This window comes from Terriglobales bacterium, from assembly GCA_035457425.1.
Classification (GTDB): domain Bacteria; phylum Acidobacteriota; class Terriglobia; order Terriglobales; family Acidobacteriaceae; genus JACPNR01.
Window position 1 is genome coordinate 1 of the sequence record DATIBR010000090.1, and the last position, 17,752, is coordinate 17,752.

Genomic DNA, 17,752 nt, shown 5'->3' on the forward strand with positions numbered 1-17,752 from the left:
CCGCCGCCGCGCTCACGTCGCGCTCCGCCTGCCTCCGCACCGCGCGCAGTTGGAACGACGTCGCGATCACCACCAGCCCATACACCGCCGCGTACACCGCCGTCACCACCACCAGGCGCTCCACGTTCCGCATCTCGAGCAGCAGCGCGGTCGCGCACGCGAACGAGAAGATCGCCGTCCCGATCAGCGCGAAGCTCTGCAGTTGATGCCGCCGCATCCGCCGCGCCAGCGAGATCTCACCCATCCCGCCCAGCGCTGCATGGATCGCCACCAGCACCGCCAGCGGCGCCAGTGTCTCCGCTTCCGAGAACAAGAGCCACCCCGCCAGCGCCATCAGGAAGGCCGCGTGCACCACGGTCGCCCGCCAGTGCGACTGCCGCAGCACCAGCACCGACATCACGATTGAGAACAGCCCCGCCATCAGCAGGTACGACCCGAAGCACGCCTGGATGAACACCAGCGCGATCGACATGCCGTAGTGGAAGTCGAGCACCCCGGTCGCGATCCACACCGCCGCCGCGAACACCAGCGCCAGCGCCCCGCGCAGCAGCACCAGCCACCAGTACTCGCTCAACCGCTCCACGTCGTGCAGCAGCTTCATTGCGCCTCAGCAGTTCTTGCTGCGTCGTACGCGCTTCTTCTTCCCCGACTCGCCCGAGTGCTCCGGGCTCGCGCCCGGCTCCGGGAAGTCGCTGTCGTACTCCTTCACCAGCGGAAGCGTACCCCGATGAGGCAGCTGTCCGCTATAGGAAACCAGCGCCTTGCCGCGTTCTTCGTTCGCGCCCTTGTGCGCATCCGCATCGACGCCCTTCGCCGCTCGTGCCATAGCCCACCTCGCGCGATGGAGACACCCATCCAGCTTGCATTCTCGATTGTGGGGGAACTCCGGTCAGTGATACCGGTCACGGAGAGAGGTCAGGTCGGCCCTGCATCGCGCGCTGGCTCGTTCGCCCGATGGCTCGATTCTCTACTGCCCGCGCACGCGCTTCAGCGCCGTCTGCGCATCTTCGAAGTCATGCGCCAGCGCCAGCGCCGCTTCGTATTCCGTCGCCGCGCCGCTCCTGTCGCCCTGCTTCTCCAGGATCTGTCCCAGCAGGTAGTGCGCCTTGAACGAAGGCGCCTCGTCGTTGTCGGGGTTCTTCAGGTAGTTTCGCAGCAAGCCCGCCGCCATCGCGAAGTTCCGCCCGCCGCGGTAGAGCACGAGCGCGGCATCGTACAGCGCGCCCTGCTTCTTCTTTTCCGCCGCGACGGCCTTGCTCACCGCCGCTTCCATCTTGGCCTTCTCGCCGCTGCGCCGATAGAACGATGCCAGGTCGAGCCACGCGCCGGCGGAGTTGCTCGCCTGCACGCCCGCCGTGTACTCCTTCTCGGCCGACTCCAGTTCCTTGTTCGTCTCCGCGATCCGGCCGCGCACCCAGTGCGCCGCCGCCTGGTCGTGCTGCGCGATCAGCTCTGCCTGCCGGGTAGCCTTGTCCTTGCCGCCCCCCAGGATCGACGGCGCCTCGATGTAGAACTCTGCCAGGTCGCTCATCGCGTCCACGTTGTTGGCGTTGATCGCGACGGCCTTCTCGAACTCCATCCGCACGCGCTTCGCCATGCCCCACGCCGTCCAGAACGGCGCGTGCTCCGCCTTGTTGCCGTACGCGCGGCCCAGCCACAGGTGATAGTCGCTATTGTTGGGTTCCAGCGCCACGGCCTTCTCCGCCGCCTTCACCGCGTCGTCCCAGCGCTCCAGCGCCAGGTACGCGCGCGACAGCAGGTGCCACGCCTCGGCATCGTTCGCGTGCTCCTTGATGGTCGCTCGCAGGAGCGCGATCGCCTCGTCCATCTTGCCGGCCTTGAGCGCTTCCTTCCCGCTCGCCGCCGCCGCAAAACTCGTTCCCGTCAGGACCAGGCCCAACAGCAGACTGATAGCCCACTTCTTCACCGCTCGATCACCCTCACTTCCATGCCGTCTTTCAGCGCTTGTCCGGTGGAGGCGCCCAGCGCCACCGTCGCGCCGTCGCCGATGCCTTTCGCCACTTCGATGCGCGTCAGGCTCGAGACCGCGGTCTCCACATCGCGCCGCTTCAGTTCGCCTTTCACGATCTCGAAAACGTACCGCTTGCCACCGTCCTGGTGGATGGCCTCGCGCGACACCGTCAGCGCGTTGTCGTGCTTCGCCGTCGTCACCACCACGCTTACATTGATGTTCGGCAGCAGCTTCAGGTCGCCGTTTTCTACTTCCACGAGGATCTCGCCCACCGTGCGCGTCCCATGCTGCGTGACCGTGCTCGGCACTCGTGTCAGCGTCCCCGTCCACGTCCGGCCCGGCAGCGCGTCCCACGTGATGTTCACCGGCTGCCCCGTCGCCAGCCTCCCGATCTCCGGCTCGTCCACGAACGCGCGCACCTGGACGCGTTTCAGGTCGCCGATCTGCGCCAGCAGGTCGCCGGCGTTCACGTATTGACCCTGCTTCACCGGAAGGGAATAGACCAGCCCGTCGTGCGGCGCCGTCACGTTCGCGTTCTTCAGCAGCGACTGTGCCGCCTCATACGCCGCCCGCGCCTCGCCCGCCTCCGCCTGTACCTTCGCCACCTCCGGGTGCGAATAGCGCGAGCTCTGCTTCTGCTCCAGCGCGGTCACGTCCGCCTGCGCCTTCTTGTGGCGGTTCTCCGCCTCTTGCAGCTCCGCCGGCGACGCCGACCCGCGCTGCTCCAGCTGCTTCACGGCGTCCAGGTTCCGCTGTGCCGAGTCGCGCTCCGCCCGCGCCTTCACCAGCTCCGCCTCGCGGTTCAATACCTCTTCATGCGTGCCGCCGGTCTTGAGCGCCGCGATGTCGGCCTCGGCGCGCCTCAGTTGTGCTAGCGCCCGCGCCGCGTCCGCGCGCGCGTTCGCGTCATCGAGCTGCAGGATCTTCTGGCCCGCCTTCACCCGGTCGCCTTCGCGGACGAACAGCCGCTTCACCGTGGTCGCCGCCGGCGCGTGCGCCTCGAAGTTGTCCACCGGCTCGATCTTTCCGTTGGTGGAGATGGTGTTCACGATGTTCTCCCGCGTCGCCTTCTCCGCGCGCACCGGCACATCCCCGCCCCGGGTCGCGAACGCGACCAGGACCGCGGCCGCCAGCACCGCACCTCCCACCAGTCTCCAACGCTTTCCGTTCATGTTCTGGTAGCGCCCTCACCTCGACGGCGCGCACTTCTCCCTGCCGGCGCTTTCCACCCGGGGGAAACCTTAACTATAGCGGACTACGCCACGCCCATCTACGGGCGGTACATCGCCAATCAATGCCACCCAGCCTGTTTTGCTGTGTCTTTCCAATTAGATGCAGCGAACCCGCTGTCAGCTCCAACGACCAATCGGCAATTGGCAATCGACGATCCTGGCGTCCAACCCCTCCCTCCTGCCGCCACTCCCAATACTGTGACTCTGACGCAGTTCCGGACCGCCATCACCAATGCCGCGCGCGACGTCGACCGCCACCACGGCCTCGTCCTCGCCGCCGGCCTGTCCTACTACTTTGTCATGGCGCTCTTTCCGGCGCTCATCCTTTTCGCCGCCATCGTCGCCTACCTGCCCATTCCGGACCTCTTCAATCGGGCCCTCGACCTCATGGCCCGCGTCGTCCCGCCCGACAGCATGGGCCTGGTCCGCAAGATCCTCGCCGACGTCATCAGCCCCGGCCGCCACGCCTTCCTCTCCTTCGGCATCCTGGGCACGCTGTGGGCGCTCTCCGGCGGTTTCTCCGCCATGATGGACGCCCTCAACGTTTCCTACGACGTCCCCGAGACCCGCCCCTTCTGGAAGACGCGCCCGCTCGCGCTCCTGCTCGCCGTCATCGTCGGGACGCTTCTCATCACCGCCCTTGTCATCATGATCCTCGGCCCGCAATTCGGGCAGCGCCTTGCCAGCCACGCCCACCTCAGCGCCGCTTTCGTTGTCGCCTGGCCCTGGATCCAGTGGGGCAGCGCCATCATCTTCGCCATCCTCGCCATCGAGATCCTTTACTACCTCGGCCCCAACGTGCGGCAGCGCTTCTGGTGTACGCTCCCCGGCGCGCTCCTCGCGCTCGCTTGCTGGCTTCTGCTCTCGTACCTGCTCGGCGTCTACTTCCGTAACTTCGCCACCTTCAACCAGACCTACGGCTCGCTCGGCGCCGCCGTCGCCCTGATGGTCTGGCTCTACTGGTCGGGATTCGCCATGCTCCTCGGCGCCGAGTTCAACGCCGAGCTCATCACCTCCTGCGGCGCTCCCAAGCTCCCGCTCAAGGAGTTCATCCAGCAGTCCGCCGACGCCGAGGCCGCCGGCGCCGACCTCGCCGCCTAGGAACGCTCCGCTACCGCGTTCGCCCTCGGCCGCGGCCTTTGACTTTCGATCACCCGATCACCCGATCCCGCGATCCCCCGATACAATGTTCCCGTGAAGCCCCGCTACACTTCCGAACACGCCAAGGCCGGCCTCGACCACCCCTTTCCCGCCATCGAAACCTTCCCCAACCAGTTTCCCGGCTACGAGATCACCATCGACATCCCGGAGTTCACCTCCGTCTGCCCCAAGACCGGCCTGCCTGACTTCGGCGTCCTCTACGTCAAGTACATGCCCGCCGCCCGCTGCCTTGAGCTCAAGTCGCTGAAGGAATACATCCTCGAGTACCGCAACCTCGGCATCTTCCAGGAGAACATCGTCAACCGCGTCCTCGAAGACGTGGTGCAAGCCGCCAAGCCCGTCTGGGCCGTGGTCCGCGGCGAGTTCCGCCCGCGCGGCGGCATCGGCACCACCGTCGAAGCCCGCTACCCCCGCCCGAAAAAGTAGATTGCAACCAGGTTGCAGCGCGCTCGACCTCGCGCGCGCCTCTGCTACACTTCGCCAACCTTGCCCGCGATGCAGAAGAACGATCCTCGCACCATCTTCGGATGGTGCATGTACGACTGGGCGAACTCCGCCTACGCCACCGTCAGCGTCGGCCTCTTGCCGGTCTACTTCGCCTCCGCCATCGTGGGCCCCGACGGCCTCGCCCTCGGCGGCACCCGCTACGCCGCCGACACCCTGTGGGCCTTCATGGTCGGCTTTGCCGACTTCCTCGCGTTCCTCTGCGCGCCCGTGCTCGGCGCCATCGCCGACTTCTCCGCTGCCAAGAAGCGCTTCCTGCTCTTCTTCGCCTACGCCGGCTCGCTCTTCACCGTGCTGCTCTACCTCTCGCACTCCGGCGACGTCTACCGCACCATGCTCCTCTTTGTCGCCGCGCAAGTCGCCTTCATCAACGCCAACGTCGTCTACGACGCCTTCCTCCCCCAGATCGCCACCGACGACCGCATGGACTGGGTCTCCGGCAAGGGCTACTCCTTCGGCTACGTCGGCGGCGGCATCCAGTTCGCCCTCGCCCTCGCCCTCGTCGCCCTCCACGACAAGCTCGGCATCTCGCAGGGCACCGCCGCCCGCATCGGCATCGCCACCGCCGGACTCTGGTGGGCGGGCTTCACCCTCGTCACCGCCCGCCGCCTGCACGAGCCTCCCTCCCACGAGCCGCTCCCGCAACGCTTTGCGCGCCTCCCCTGGCCCGTCGCGTATCTCGCCGTCGGCCTTTCCCGCACTTGGCAGACGACCATGCGCGTCCGCCGCTTCAAGCACCTGCTCCTCTTCCTGCTCGCTTTCATGCTCTACAACGACGGCATCCAGACCGTCATCAACATGGCCTCGACCTACGGCACGGTCGAGCTCAGACTGCCCGCCTCCGCGCTCATGCTCACGCTGCTCATCATCCAGGGCGTCGCCGCCGTCGGCGCCATGTTCTTCGGATGGCTCACCACCCGCATCGGCACCAAGCGCGCCATCATGATCACGCTGGTGCTCTGGTGCGGCGTCGTCACTTACGCCTACTTCATCCACAGCGCGGTCGAGTTCTTCGTGCTCGGCATGATCGTCGGCCTCGTGATGGGCGGCTCCCAAGCCCTCAGCCGCTCCTACTACGGCTCCATGATCCCCGAGAACGCCAGCGCCGAGTTCTACGGCTTCTACACCGTCTTCACCAAGTTCTCGTCCATCGGCGGGCCCTTCGCCTTCGCCCTCATCAAGCAGACGACCGGCTCCTCCCGCCTCGCCATCGTCTCGCTCATGTTCTTCTTCGTCGCCGGACTCGTCCTGCTCTCGCTCGTCGACGAGCAGAAGGCCCGCGCCGCGCGCGTCGCCGGAGCTTTCTGATGTTCTGGTTCTGGGCCGTCTACAGCGCGGTCTTCGGGATCGTCATGCTCGTGGTCGTCGCGAGCGCCATTCTCGGACTGCGCCGCGTTCCCGACCTGCGTCTCGCGCCCGGCGAGGGCGAGCCGGAAGGGAAGCCGCGCCTCACCGTCATCGTTCCCGCGAAGAATGAAGAAGAGGGCATCGGCGCCTGCCTCGCCTCGTTCCTCGACCAGACCTACCACAACGTCGAGGTCATCGCCGTCAACGACCGCTCCACCGACTCCACCGGCGACATTATGGACAAGATCGCGGCCGCCTCCAGCGGCCGCATCAAGGTCCTCCACATCACCCAGCTGCCCCCCGGATGGCTCGGCAAGCAGCATGCCATGTGGACCGCCGCCAAGCTCGCGACGGGCGAGCTGCTCCTCTTCACCGATGGCGACGTCATGTTCGGCCGCGACTCGCTGCACCGCGCCGTCGCCTACGCCCAGGCCGAGCGCGCCGACCACCTGGTGCTCGCCCCCACCATGCTCACGCTCACCTTCGGCGAGAAGCTCATCACCGGCATGATCCAGATGGCCATCATCGGCCTGAAGCCGTGGCGCGTCTCCGATCCCAAGTCGAAAGCCTTCATCGGATGGGGCGCGTTCAACATGGTGCGCCGCAGCGCCTACCACGCCATCGGCGGCATGGAGCCGCTGCGCCTCTGCGTGGTCGAAGACATGGAACTCGGCCGCCGCATCAAGCGCGCCGGGCTCCGCTCGCGCTTCGCCTTCGGCCCCGGCCTGGTCCAGCTGCGTTGGGGACGCGGCCTGCTCGGCCCCGTCAACAACCTCACCAAGAACGCCTTTGCCGGCGTCGGCTTCCGTGCCTGGCTGGTCGCCGCGCTGGTGCTCGCGGTCCTGGCTTTTCACGTGCTGCCGTTCGGGCTTGTCTGGTTCGCGCCCGGCTGGACCAAGCTCGGCTTCGCGGTCGGCCTCGCCGCGCTCTTCGCCGCCTACGCCACCTTGCGCGACCTCTACGGCATCAGCCCGCTGTTCTTCTTCCTCAATCCCGTCGGCGCTTCTCTGATGTGCTACGCCATGCTGCGCTCGCTCTTCGTCACGCTGCGCCAGGGCGGCATCGTCTGGCGCGGCACCAAGTATTCCCTCGACGAGCTCCGCGCCGCCTCACCCAAACCCTGGGACTAGGGAAGAGTGGATGGGTCATGCTGAGGAGCGTGGCGAGCGCGCGTTTTCTCCCGCGCGCGAGCAGCGACGAAGCACCTTGGTTCTCGCCCACTGTGGACTGTGGACCGTGCACCGTGGACTACCGCTTCTCCGGATCCAGGTCTTCCACCTTCCCCTTCGTCCGGTACCGCCCTGCCGAGTACTTCCCATGCCGCGACGCGTCGTACTCCCGCGGCATGGGCGGCAGCTTCGCCGCCTCGCCGTGCAGTTGCCGCGCATCCTTGAGGATGATCTCCGCGCGCCCGTGGTACAGCTTCACCTTGCCGAAGATCTCGATCTCGCGCCCGGAGAGCTGTCGCACGTCGCCCACGTCGCGCAGGTTGCGCGCGAACACCACCACCGTGAACGCGCACTTGGTGTAGTCCTCGCAGAAGTCGAGGAACCACGTGCCCTTCTTTCCCTCCGCCACCTTCACCACTTTGCCGCGGACGCACACGCTCTCGCCGATCTTCTTCGGCGCCTCGGTGAAGGGAATGCACGCCCCCGCGGCCAGCGACGGCGTCAGCACGCAGGCAAGCATCCACACCGCCGCCGCCCGCCAGCCGCCGCCCGCCCGCCCGCTACTTCGTTGGCTCCATCCTGAGCGCATCGTTGAACCGGTTGAAGTAGTTGAACAGTCCGATGACGCTGGCCAGCTCCACCACCTCGCCCTCATCGTAGTGCCGCCGCAGCTCCGCGAACTGCTCGTCGCTCACGTGGTGCGAGTCGCGCGTCATCTGCTCCGCAAAGCGCACCGCGGCCTTCTCTCTGTCGGTCAGGTCAGTGCGGGTCTCGAACTCCGCCAGGTGCGCGAGCAGGTCGTCGCTCCATCCCAGCCGCCTTGCCAAGGCGGTGTGCGACGCCAGTCAATACTCGCAGGAGTTCAGTTGGCTCGTCCGGACGACGGCCAGCTCTTTCAGCTTCTTGGGCACCGTGCCGCTTTCCATGACCGCGCGGAAGTGCGCGATCATCGTGCGGAAGATCTCAGGCCGGTGCGCGACGGTGCGGAACATGTTGGGCACGTTCCCGCGCTCTTTCATGTAGTGGTCGTAGATGGCCTGGCTCTCCGCGTCCAGCTGCGCGCGGTCGAGCCGCGTGATCCGCGGCATCGCCCGCCCCTACTTCGTGAACGACTGGATCGCCGTCGCTTCGTCGTCCTTCACGTCGAACACGGTGTACAGCTTCGTGATCTGCAGCAGGTCGTGGACCTTCTTCGTCAGGTTCAGCAGCTTCAGTTCGCCGCCCTGGTTCCGCACCGTCGTGAACGCGCTCACCAGCTCGCCGATCCCGGAGCTGTCGATGTAGGTCACTTCGCCAAGGTTCAACAGGATCTTCTTGTCGCCCTTGCCGATCAGGTCGCGGATGGTGTCGCGCAGCACCACGCTGCCTTCGCCCAGCGTGATCCGCCCGCTCAGGTCCACGATGGTCACGTTCTCCACCTTCCGCGTGCTTGTCTTCATCATTGCTTCGCTTCCTCTCTGGATCCCTCGGCTTCGCCGCCGACGGTCTTGATGAGTTTGACTTCGGTTCCCGGTCGCAGGTTCCTGATCTGGACGTCGTCCATGAACGAGCGCATCAGGAAGATCCCGCGCCCCGATTGCTTCAACAGATTCTCCGGCGCCAGCGGGTCCGGCAGTTCCTCCGGACTCAGCCCCCGGCCTTCGTCGCTGATCGTGATGGCCAGCTTCTTGCCATCGTGCTCGAACACGACGTGCACCCGCTTCTTCGGGTCGTAGGCGTTCCCGTGCAGGACCGCGTTCACCATCGCCTCGCGCACGCTCATCGCCAGCCGATGGCAGTCCTCTTCGCTGAACCCGAGTTCCGCGGCGAGTTTCTCGGTCTTCTCTTCGGCCATGTTCACGCTGTCCAGCGTCGATTCCAGCGTGAACGAGACCCGCTTGTCGGTCATTTTCAGGGTGTTTTGCCTCGGCTGCCGGCCCGCTCTCGTTCGCGCGCGCCGCGCCACACTACTGCCGCCACTGCAAACTCAGGAATGCGGTAGTTTGCCTGTCACACACCATATTGTCAACGAAACCTCTTGCCAACGGAGTGGTAGCCCGCTCCCACTCGCGCCCGCGACCTTCCCAGCGCTGCGTTTCCTTCGCCTCCCATTTGCTGCCCGGCGTTACACTGGCTTCGGGCCACTCGCCACTCGCGACTGGAACTCGCAACTCGCATGTCCCTCGCCCTCACCGAGCTTCTCGGCGCCGCGGTCCTCGACCCTTCCGGGGCGGTCGCCGGGCGTGTGCGTGAGGTCGTCCTCTCTCCCCACCAGGAGGGACCGCGCGTCACCAACCTCATCGTCCGCACCCGCCAGGGCGAGCGCATGGTGCAGACCGATTCCGTCTCCGCCGTCACCTCTTCCAGCATTCGCCTCGAGCGCCCCGACTTCCGCCCGGTCGAAGGCACCGAAGGCTTGCTGCTGCTCTCCCGCGACCTGCTCGACCAGCAGGTCATCGACGTCAACGGTCGCAAGGTCGTCCGCGTCAACGACGTCGAGTTCACCCAGCTCCCCGTCAACGGCAACATCACCCTCAAGGTCGAAGGCGTCGACGTCGGCATGCGCGGCGCGCTCCGCCAGTTGCTCCAGGGCGTCGTCCCCCGCGGCGTCCTGCGCACGCTGCTCGCGCGCATCCCCGCGCGCCAGATCCCCTGGGAGTTCGTCGACCTCATCGAGACCGATCCCGCGCGCCGCGTGAAGCTCCGCATCGCGCATGACCGCCTCCAGCGCCTCCACCCCGCCGACATCGCCGACATCCTCGAGGAGCTCGCCCCCGCCGAGCGCGAGGCCGTCTTCGAGAACCTCGACGAAGATGTCGCCGCCGAGGTCGTCGAGGAGATCGATCCCAGGCTCCAGGCGTCCCTCGTCGAATCGCTCGAGCCCGAACACGCCGCCGACATCGTCGAGGAGATGCACCCCGACGCCGCCGCCGACCTCCTCGACAAGCTCCCCGAAGACACCTCCGACGAGATCCTCCACGAGATGGAGCCCGAGGAGCGCCAGGAAGTCACCGAGCTCCTCGAGTTCAAGGACGACACCGCTGCCGGCAAGATGACCACCGAGTACATCTCGCTCGCGCCCGTCGCCACCGTCGGCGACGCCATCGACATGCTGCGCAGCTTCGAGGGCGGCGTCGAGACCATCAGCACCGTCTACCTCATCGACCAGGACGAGAAGCTCGCCGGCATGGTCCCCCTCGCCCGCCTCGTCCTCTCGCCCGAATCCACCCCGCTCTCGTCCCTCGCCATCGACCCGGTCATCTCCTGCCACGCCGGCGCCAACGAGAAGGAGGTCGCCGAGCTCTTTGACAAGTACAACCTCCTCACCCTACCGGTCGTCGACGAGCAGGGCCGCCTCACCGGCGTCATCACCGCCGACGACGTCATCTCCCTCCTCCGCAGCAAGCTGTAATGCCTGCGTTCTCGTCACCGAGGTCATCCCGAGCGAGTCGAGGAACCTGCATTCGGAGCGCTCGCCTCCAGGCCGGCCGGGGCGGCGGCGTCCCGCCGCCGCAACGGGGTTGGCGCCGGCGACTCGCCGGCGCGGCCAGCGCTCAGCAACCCGTCCCGCCGCAGCGGCACCGTCATTCGTGAGCCCAGCACGTATGTGCTGGGAAACAAAAGGAAAGGGGCCCGAGTCGGCTTGAGCCGACGCCACTGGAAAGGCACTCCACATTACCTTCGTAATCTGGCCTTCCGCACAGTGCCCGCTTACCATCCGCGCAATGGCCAACTTTGCCGAACTTTGGCTGGCGGGGCTTTACTTTGTCAGCTTCGGTGTCGCCGTGGCGGCGTTCATCTGGTATGAGCACGCCCAGGGCGAGCGCACCTTCCTGTTCGCGCGCGCTGCCCGCAGCGAAGCGGAATCGACCGCGCTCGAGGCCCTGTTCGCCATGCGTGGCCTCATCCACCAGCTTGGCAACAACGCCCATGAGCTCGCGCTTCAGTTCGACATGGTGATGAACACCAAGGACGAGGCTCAGCAAGCTCAGGTCCGCGAGCGCTTGCGCCAGTCGCTCCATCGCTTCACCCAGATCACTCACCAGGTCTCCGAGATCGACGCCCGCCTCACCGGATACAAGAGCTCTTCCGCGAAGACCACCGAAGTCCCGCCCCACCTCTAGGTTCGGGTACCGCGGCCGCTCCGGCCGCGGCCTTTGACTTTACGTCGGTAGGCGCCGGCACGTGGGTAGGCGCCGGCACGTGGGTAGGCGCCGGCGACTCGCCGGCGCAATTCAAGATTCGAAAGTCCTCACTCCCGCGCGCTGCGCACCGGGTACACCTTCACCGGCCTCTCCACGCCCTTCACCTGTTCGCTGACCGCCTCCCCGAACACCTGCTGCAGCGCCCCGCACTTCGCCCATACCTCGTCCGACACCAGCAGCTCCGTCTCCATCGGCTTGTTCAACTGCTCGATGCGCGAGGCCACGTTCACCGCGTCCCCGATCACCGTGTACTCCAGCTTGTGCTTCGCCGACCCGATCGAGCCCACCACCACCTCGCCTGCATGGATCCCGATGCCGATCTTCATTGCGGGCACGCCCGTCGCCGCAAACAGGTGGTTGAGCCCCCGCACCCGCTTGCCGATCTCGATCGCGGCCTCCACCGCCGCCGCGCACGGATTCTCCAGCGCGATGGGCGCTCCGAACACCGCGAGCAGCCCGTCGCCCAGGTACTTGTTCACCGTGCCGCGCTGCTGCGCGATCGCCTCCACCGCCGCCTCCAGCAGCCGGTTCAGCACGCTCACCACCACCTCCGGTGGCCGCTCGTTCGAGAATGCTGTGAATCCCCGCACGTCCAGGAACAGGATCGCCACGTAGCGTTTTTCCGTCCGCGTGGCCTGGTCGCCCTTCGCCAGCAGGTCGGCCGCGACCTCGCTCGTCATGTACGCGCCGAACAGGTCGCGCAGCCGCTCCCGCTCCGCCAGCCCCGAGGCCATGGTGTTCACGTGCCCCGCGATCTGCCCGAACTCGTCGGTGGAGTAGAGCTCGGCACGCGCCCCGAGATCGCCTCGCCCGATGCTGTCCAGCGCGCTCACCAGCCGGTTCGTGTGCTCCGCCAGTTGGCCGCCCAGCACCGCCATCAGGAACAGGAACAGCGCCGCGCTCACCACTCCGATCAGCGCCAGGTCCCGCATCACGTGCATGATGTCGATCATCGCCGCCCAGTGCTGGCTCGCATGCATGTACAACGCCAGCAGGATGATCGCCATCGGCGCCACCACGAACATCGGGAAGAAGAACGCCATTCGCTGCCGCAGCGTGAAGGGACCCGCCGCCGCCGGGTCGGCCCCCGCGTCCAACAGTTGCGCCGCGATCGGCTGCACCACCCGCTCCATCGCCGCGAACTCGTATACCACGTGCGCGATCGGCACCACCGTCAGGTTCAACAGCCAGTAGAGCGGGAAGGTCCGCGTCGGCACGCCCAACGCGAACCATTGGTTCGCTGCCATCACCAGCAGCGTGATCCCCGCCGACGCCGCGATGGCGTGCACTCCGTACACCCGCGGGAAGATCACGCGCCGCGGCGCCCCCAGCGCCGCCGCTAGTCCCCGATCGAGCACATTGCTTCGAGCGGCGGTCTTTACAGTGGCGTCCGCGCGGGAAGAGCGGTCCTTTCGGGCCGCGTCCCCCGTCAGGGGAGAGGCCGAGCCGGCTTTAGCCGACGACATGAACGAAAGCGCCTTCTCCACATCTCGCAACGTCCATCTCAGCACCGCAAGGTCCAGCGGCAGGAAGATCAACAGATCGAGCAGTCCCAATACCGCCAACACCGCCAACTGCTTCGGCGTGTAAGGGAAGACGAAGAAGTAAAACGCGCCCGCCGGCACGATCGAGAGCGCCGTCCCGATCACCAGGTTGCGGACACACGTCCTGTAAAACTCCGAAAACGTCTTGCTCCCGTCCATCTCGCGCGTGAGCCTACCTTGATATACGTCCACTGTAAATCGCCGGATTGCCGACTGACGGGTGGCGCGGCCGCCCTCGGCCGCGGCCTTTGAAGTTGGTCTTCAGCAGCTGAAGAAGAGTATCGGCTGAAGACCAGACTCTTCCCGGGCCGGAAGCGAGCCGCTGAAGCGGCGAGCGTTCCAGCCGGCAGAGCCGGCGGCAGCGAGCCCGCAACGCGGACGAGCCTAGCCCAGGGCGTAAGCCCTGGGTAGCGCGCCAAGAGAAGGATTGCGCGCGACCGAGCGCGTCAGCGCGAAGGAGCGCCCGAAAAGGCCCATCCTCTATAATCGGGCGTCTTCCGGGAGCCAGCCATGACCAACATCGTCGAAGTCACCGCGCGTCAGGTCCTCGATTCCCGCGGCAACCCCACCGTCGAGGCCGAAGTCATCCTCGCCGGCGGCGTCATGGGACGCGCCGCCGTTCCCTCCGGTGCCTCCACCGGCGAGCACGAGGCCGTCGAGCTGCGTGATGGCGACAAGCACCGCTACCTCGGTAAGGGCGTGCTCAAGGCCGTCTCCAACGTCGAAGCCGAGATCGCTCCCGCTGTCTGCGGTATGGACGCCGCCAACCAGCGTGAGCTCGACAACAAGATGCTCGAGCTCGACGGCACCGACAACAAAGGCCGCCTCGGCGCCAACGCCATCCTCGCCGTCTCCATGGCCGCCGCCCGCGCCGCCGCCAACGCCCTCCAGCTCCCGCTCTACCGCTACCTCGGCGGCGTCAACGGTAACCTCCTGCCCGTCCCGATGATGAACATCATCAACGGCGGCGCGCACGCCGATAACAACGTCGACTTCCAGGAATTCATGGCCATGCCCGTCGGCGCGCACTCCTTCTCCGAGGCGCTGCGCTGGGGCGCCGAGGTCTTCCACACGCTCAAGGGCGTGCTCAAGAAGCGCGGCTACAACACCGCCGTCGGCGACGAAGGCGGCTTCGCGCCCTCGCTCAAGTCCAACGTCGAGGCCATCGATGTCATCCTCGAGGCCATCACCGCCGCCGGCTACAAGCCCGGCGAGCAGGTCGCCATCGCGCTCGACCCCGCCACCAGCGAGCTGTTCAAGCACGGCAACGGCAAGTACATGTTCTGGAAGTCGGACAAGTCGGTGAAGACCTCCGACGAGATGGTGAAGTACTGGGCCGACTGGGTCCGCCAGTACCCCATCGTCTCGCTCGAGGACGGCCTCGCCGAGGACGATTGGGACGGCTGGCGCGCGCTCACCCGCGAGATCGGCGCCAAGGTGCAGCTCGTCGGCGACGACCTGTTCGTCACCAACCCGAAGATCCTGCAGCGCGGCATCGACACCGGCGCGGCGAATTCGATCCTCATCAAGGTCAACCAGATCGGCACCGTCTCGGAGACGCTCGACGCCATCGCGCTCGCCCGCGCCAACGGCTACACCGCCGTCGTCTCGCACCGCTCGGGGGAGACCGAAGACGTCTTCATCGCCGACCTCTCGGTCGCCACCAACGCCGGCCAGATCAAGACCGGCTCCGCCTCGCGCACCGACCGCATCGCCAAGTACAACCAGCTGCTGCGCATCGAGGAAGACCTCGGCGCCGCCGCCCGCTTCTTGGGCCTGAAGGCGCTGAACTACCACGGCGAGCTGAGCACCAAAGCCGGAGCGTAACTGGGTGATTACGTTCCTCACCTACGCAGCGGGCGCGCTGCTGCTCGCCGTCATCTATTTCCTGAGCCTCGGCTTCGAACGCTCCGGACTCGGCGGCAAGCAACGGACCTTCCGGTCCGACGCTATCGAGTCGCTGGTCGTTGCCACTGTGGGCGCAGTCGCTTTTTGGCTTACTGACCTGCTCGCTCCTCGATTCGGCATCACCAACCCGCGCACAAGCACGCTCATCCTCTTCCCGATACTTTTGTTGCTCTTGTTCGGGATCGCGATCCCATACTTCCGTTGGCGACGGTGGCGGAAAAGACGCCGTCGGGAGACAATCGCGACGAACCGCTTCCAAAGCTGAGGATGGTTGCACTCGTACGATCCAGTCCCGCGAAGCGGGACGGCAGAGATTAGCCCGGGGCGTAAGCCCCGGGTAGACGCAGCATAAAGATCCCCGCGAACCGAGCGCGACGCAGCGCGAGGGAGGCGCGCGCAAACCCTGCTAGAATCCCCGCCACGAGAGGAACCATGAAACATTCTCTGATCGTCCTGCTGCTCTGCGTGGCCGCGTTCGCGCAACAACCCGCGCCCGCCGCCTCCACCACTCTCCCGGCGGATCAGCAGGCCACCCGTGAGGATATTTCACGCCTGTTCGCCGCCATGCGCCTGGAGAAGACGCTGAACAACTTCCAGGAGACGATGCTGGCGAACATGGAAAAGATGATGGAGCAGGTCATCCCGCAGACCCAGTTGGACAAGCTCACGCCCGCGCAGCGCAAGAAGTACGACGCCTACCAGAAGCGCAACCGCGATCGTGCGTTCACCATGTATCCCATCAAGGAAATGCTGGACGACATGACGCCCGTCTACCAGCACCACCTGCGCAAGGCCGACGTCGACGGCATCGTCGCCTTCTTCGAGTCGCCCACCGGCCAGCACTGGCTCGACGTCCAGCCCGAGATGATGCAAGAGGGCATGGCCGTACTCATGCCCAAGATGCAGCAGCGCATGAGCAAGATGATCGAAGAGATGCAACACGACGCCGAGGAGATCTTCAAGGACGAGCCCGCGCCGCCCAAGACCTAGCCCATGGCCCTCGAAATGAGACCGCAATGCGAGAAGTGCTCTGCCGCACTCTCGCCCACCGGCACCGCTTACATCTGCACCTTCGAGTGCACCTTCTGTGAGCCCTGCACACAGGCCATGCAGCACGTCTGCCCCAACTGCGGCGGCGAGCTGGTCCGCCGCCCTAGAAAGAAGCAATAAGACTGTGTGTATCAGCACGCGCCTTTAGGCGGGTGAATAGCTGCTCCCATAGGATTCGCGCGAACCGAGCGCGCCGCAGCGCGAGGGAGCGCGCAGGGCCGCCCCATCATTTACAATCCCGCCTTCATGGCACGCCCCAAACCACTTGTCCTCGTCATTCTCGACGGCTGGGGGTACGCTCCGCCCTCCAACGCCAACGCCATCTCGCTGGCGAAGAAGCCCACCTACGACCGCCTGCTGCGCGACTTCCCGAACACGCTGGTCCAGACCTCGGGCCGCGCCGTCGGCCTGCCGACCGGCCAGATGGGCAACTCCGAGGTCGGCCACCTCAATATCGGCGCCGGCCGCGTCGTCTACATGGACATCACCAAGATCGACCTGATGATCGAGAACGGCGAATTCTTCGCCAATCCTGTGCTGCTCTCGGCGATGAAGAACGCGCACTCCGGCGGCCGCCGACTGCACCTGTTCGGCCTGCTCTCCGACGGCGGCGTGCACTCGCAGCAGGCGCACCTCTACGCCATCCTGAAGATGGCCAAGCAGCAGGGCGTCGACCGCGTCTTCGTCCACCCGTTCATGGACGGCCGCGACACGCTGCCCACCAACGGCGCCGGCTACATCGAGCAACTGCAGCAACAGATCCGCAATATAGGTTCGACCGCACGCATCGCCTCGGTCAGCGGCCGCTACTACGCCATGGACCGCGACAAGCGCTGGGAGCGTATCAACAAGGCGTTCAGCGCGATGGTCGAAGCCAACGGCGAGGGCGGCCGGCTGGTCGACCCGGTGCAGGGCATGAAGGACTCCTACAACCGCGGCGTAACCGACGAGTTCGTCGTCCCGTTCGTCTGCGTCGACAACCGCGGCGAGCCCGTCGCCACCATCCGCTCCGACGACTCCTGCATCAACTTCAACTTCCGCGCCGACCGCGCCCGCCAGATCACCCGCGCGCTCGCCCGCGAATCCGGCCTCACCAAGGACGCCGGCCGCGACCTCCCCGACTCCGACGCCCTCGACGCCGCCATCCCGCGCTCCCACGTCCCCAACTCGCTCACCTACATCTGCATGACGCAGTACGACAAACAGTTCGCGCTCCCCTACGTCGTGCCGCCCGACTCCCTCACCAACATCCTCGCCAACGTCATGGCGCAGCAGCAGATGCGCAACCTGCGCGTCGCCGAGACCGAGAAGTACGCGCACGTCACCTACTTCTTCAATGGCGGCATCGAGCAGCCGTTCCCGGGCGAGGAGCGCGCGCTGGTGCAGTCGCCGAAGGTCGCGACCTACGACCTCAAGCCGGAGATGTCGGCGCAGGGCATCGCCGCGACCGTCACCGACGCCATCGACCGCGGCGCCTTCGACGTCATCATCGTCAACTTCGCCAACGCCGACATGGTCGGCCACTCCGGCCAGATCCCGCCCACCATCAAGGCCGTCGAGACCGTCGACGCCTGCCTCAACGAGCTCTACCACGCCGTCCGCCGCCGCTCGGGCGCCATGCTCGTCACCGCCGACCACGGCAACGCCGAGCAGATGATCGACCCCGCCACCGGCGGCCCGC

Annotated in this window: 20 protein-coding genes; 10 read left to right on the forward strand and 10 right to left on the reverse strand. The window is 66.4% G+C overall.

Going from position 1 to position 17,752, the window contains the following annotated elements; all coding sequences use genetic code 11:
- From VLA96_06845 to VLA96_06860, 4 genes are all read right to left on the reverse strand, one after another.
- The coding region (locus tag VLA96_06845) for a hypothetical protein (GenBank protein HSE48910.1) at positions 1–601 on the reverse strand (601 nt) is incomplete at its 3' end.
- Positions 602–607: 6 nt separating this feature from the next.
- Positions 608–826 carry a hypothetical protein gene (locus VLA96_06850; GenBank protein ID HSE48911.1) on the reverse strand — a complete coding sequence of 73 codons (219 nt, stop codon included), beginning with the start codon at positions 824–826 and terminating at the stop codon, positions 608–610.
- A gap of 141 nt (positions 827–967) precedes the next feature.
- Positions 968–1,927 (reverse strand): tetratricopeptide repeat protein, encoded by a 960-nt coding sequence (locus tag VLA96_06855; GenBank protein HSE48912.1) that lies wholly within the window; start codon positions 1,925–1,927, stop codon positions 968–970.
- Complete coding sequence (locus VLA96_06860; protein HSE48913.1) at positions 1,924–3,144, reverse strand: efflux RND transporter periplasmic adaptor subunit; 1,221 nt, start codon at positions 3,142–3,144, stop codon at positions 1,924–1,926. The genes VLA96_06855 and VLA96_06860 overlap by 4 nt, the downstream gene beginning before the upstream one ends.
- Positions 3,145–3,402: 258 nt before the next feature.
- On the opposite strand from VLA96_06860, the gene VLA96_06865 reads away from it, so the two are divergent.
- The 4 genes from VLA96_06865 (at position 3,403) to VLA96_06880 (ending at position 7,346) form a co-directional block, all read left to right on the forward strand.
- Positions 3,403–4,305, forward strand: a complete 903-nt coding sequence (locus tag VLA96_06865; GenBank protein HSE48914.1) for a YihY/virulence factor BrkB family protein — start codon at positions 3,403–3,405, stop codon at positions 4,303–4,305.
- A gap of 93 nt (positions 4,306–4,398) precedes the next feature.
- Positions 4,399–4,791 (forward strand): preQ(1) synthase, encoded by a 393-nt coding sequence (gene queF, locus VLA96_06870; protein ID HSE48915.1) that lies wholly within the window; start codon positions 4,399–4,401, stop codon positions 4,789–4,791.
- A gap of 69 nt (positions 4,792–4,860) precedes the next feature.
- Positions 4,861–6,177, forward strand: coding sequence for an MFS transporter (locus tag VLA96_06875; GenBank protein ID HSE48916.1), 1,317 nt, complete (start codon positions 4,861–4,863; stop codon positions 6,175–6,177).
- The gene (locus tag VLA96_06880; protein ID HSE48917.1) at positions 6,177–7,346 is read left to right on the forward strand and encodes a glycosyltransferase family 2 protein; all 1,170 of its coding nucleotides are present in this window, start codon (positions 6,177–6,179) and stop codon (positions 7,344–7,346) included. The genes VLA96_06875 and VLA96_06880 overlap by 1 nt, the downstream gene beginning before the upstream one ends.
- A 118-nt stretch (positions 7,347–7,464) precedes the next feature.
- Here VLA96_06880 and VLA96_06885 read toward each other — a convergent pair whose 3' ends face one another.
- Genes VLA96_06885 through VLA96_06905 form a run of 5 tightly spaced genes read right to left on the reverse strand, consistent with a single transcriptional unit; the run spans position 7,465 to position 9,273 of the window.
- Positions 7,465–7,974, reverse strand: a complete 510-nt coding sequence (locus VLA96_06885; protein ID HSE48918.1) for a hypothetical protein — start codon at positions 7,972–7,974, stop codon at positions 7,465–7,467.
- A complete protein-coding gene (locus VLA96_06890; protein ID HSE48919.1) occupies positions 7,946–8,212 on the reverse strand; it encodes a hypothetical protein in 267 nt (88 codons plus the stop codon). The genes VLA96_06885 and VLA96_06890 overlap by 29 nt, the downstream gene beginning before the upstream one ends.
- A gap of 18 nt (positions 8,213–8,230) precedes the next feature.
- Entirely contained in the window at positions 8,231–8,473 is a 243-nt protein-coding gene (locus tag VLA96_06895) for a carboxymuconolactone decarboxylase family protein (protein HSE48920.1), read from the reverse strand.
- 9 nt (positions 8,474–8,482) lie between these two features.
- Positions 8,483–8,824: an STAS domain-containing protein gene (locus VLA96_06900; protein HSE48921.1), complete on the reverse strand. Its 342-nt coding sequence runs from the start codon at positions 8,822–8,824 to the stop codon at positions 8,483–8,485.
- The gene (locus VLA96_06905; GenBank protein HSE48922.1) at positions 8,824–9,273 is read right to left on the reverse strand and encodes an ATP-binding protein; all 450 of its coding nucleotides are present in this window, start codon (positions 9,271–9,273) and stop codon (positions 8,824–8,826) included. The genes VLA96_06900 and VLA96_06905 overlap by 1 nt, the downstream gene beginning before the upstream one ends.
- A gap of 267 nt (positions 9,274–9,540) precedes the next feature.
- Between VLA96_06905 and VLA96_06910 the strand changes: the two genes are divergently transcribed.
- Positions 9,541–10,776 (forward strand): CBS domain-containing protein, encoded by a 1,236-nt coding sequence (locus VLA96_06910; GenBank protein ID HSE48923.1) that lies wholly within the window; start codon positions 9,541–9,543, stop codon positions 10,774–10,776.
- 313 nt (positions 10,777–11,089) lie between these two features.
- Entirely contained in the window at positions 11,090–11,488 is a 399-nt protein-coding gene (locus VLA96_06915; protein ID HSE48924.1) for a hypothetical protein, read from the forward strand.
- 128 nt (positions 11,489–11,616) lie between these two features.
- Here the strand turns inward: VLA96_06915 and VLA96_06920 are convergent, their stop codons facing one another.
- On the reverse strand, positions 11,617–13,272 hold the full coding sequence (locus VLA96_06920; GenBank protein ID HSE48925.1) for an adenylate/guanylate cyclase domain-containing protein: 1,656 nt from the start codon (positions 13,270–13,272) through the stop codon (positions 11,617–11,619).
- Between the two features lie 351 nt (positions 13,273–13,623).
- Here VLA96_06920 and eno point away from each other — a divergent pair, with 351 nt between their 5' ends.
- The 4 genes from eno to gpmI form a co-directional block, all read left to right on the forward strand.
- Positions 13,624–14,940 (forward strand): phosphopyruvate hydratase, encoded by a 1,317-nt coding sequence (gene eno / locus VLA96_06925; GenBank protein ID HSE48926.1) that lies wholly within the window; start codon positions 13,624–13,626, stop codon positions 14,938–14,940.
- Between the two features lie 4 nt (positions 14,941–14,944).
- A complete protein-coding gene (locus VLA96_06930) occupies positions 14,945–15,286 on the forward strand; it encodes a hypothetical protein (GenBank protein ID HSE48927.1) in 342 nt (113 codons plus the stop codon).
- Between the two features lie 167 nt (positions 15,287–15,453).
- The gene (locus VLA96_06935; GenBank protein HSE48928.1) at positions 15,454–16,011 is read left to right on the forward strand and encodes a DUF2059 domain-containing protein; all 558 of its coding nucleotides are present in this window, start codon (positions 15,454–15,456) and stop codon (positions 16,009–16,011) included.
- A 306-nt stretch (positions 16,012–16,317) separates the two neighbouring features.
- On the forward strand, positions 16,318–17,752 hold a 1,435-nt coding region (gpmI, locus tag VLA96_06940; GenBank protein ID HSE48929.1), incomplete at its 3' end, for a 2,3-bisphosphoglycerate-independent phosphoglycerate mutase.